The 436-nt window shown below is 59.2% G+C and carries 1 protein-coding gene; it reads right to left on the bottom strand.

Annotation, left to right across the window (positions count from 1 at the left end; all coding sequences use genetic code 11):
• Nucleotides 1–436 (bottom strand): RNA-guided endonuclease TnpB family protein (locus OX89_RS14705; RefSeq protein ID WP_047351196.1); only part of this gene is annotated, 436 nt, incomplete at both ends.

The raw sequence follows: 436 nt of genomic DNA, 5'->3' as shown, positions 1-436 counted from the left end.
CCGCGAGAATGTTCCTGGCCGCATTCACATCGCGGTCGTGTACCGCGCCGCAATCGCAGCAAGTCCATTCTCTTATTCGCAAACCTGCCCTACCTTTCGGACTGCTGGCGGAGATGCTCCCGCAGCACGAGCAAGTCTGGGTTGTGTAGCTTTCGCTCACTACCTCGAAAACGACACCGGCCTGATGGCTCTTGTACTCCAACATCGTCTTTAAGCTGGCCCAGCCCGCATCCAGCGTACTCTTGGCCATCCTGGTTTTGACCAGCTTTGCACTGGCCACGTCCCCTACAAAGATCGCGCCATAGTCTCGCACCATGGCGGTGCTGAACTGGTGCAGCATGTCCTTGCGCTGGTTCTTGATCTTGGCGTGGATCGCCTTGGCACGGCCTTTCTTGCCTGCCCGCTGCGCAATGCCCAGCTGGGCCTCCAGCTTGCG

Origin of the sequence: Diaphorobacter sp. J5-51 (assembly GCF_001023515.1) — a bacterium.
GTDB classification, from domain to species: Bacteria; Pseudomonadota; Gammaproteobacteria; order Burkholderiales; family Burkholderiaceae_C; genus Diaphorobacter; species Diaphorobacter nitroreducens.
This window is presented reverse-complemented; position numbering and strand designations above follow the sequence as displayed.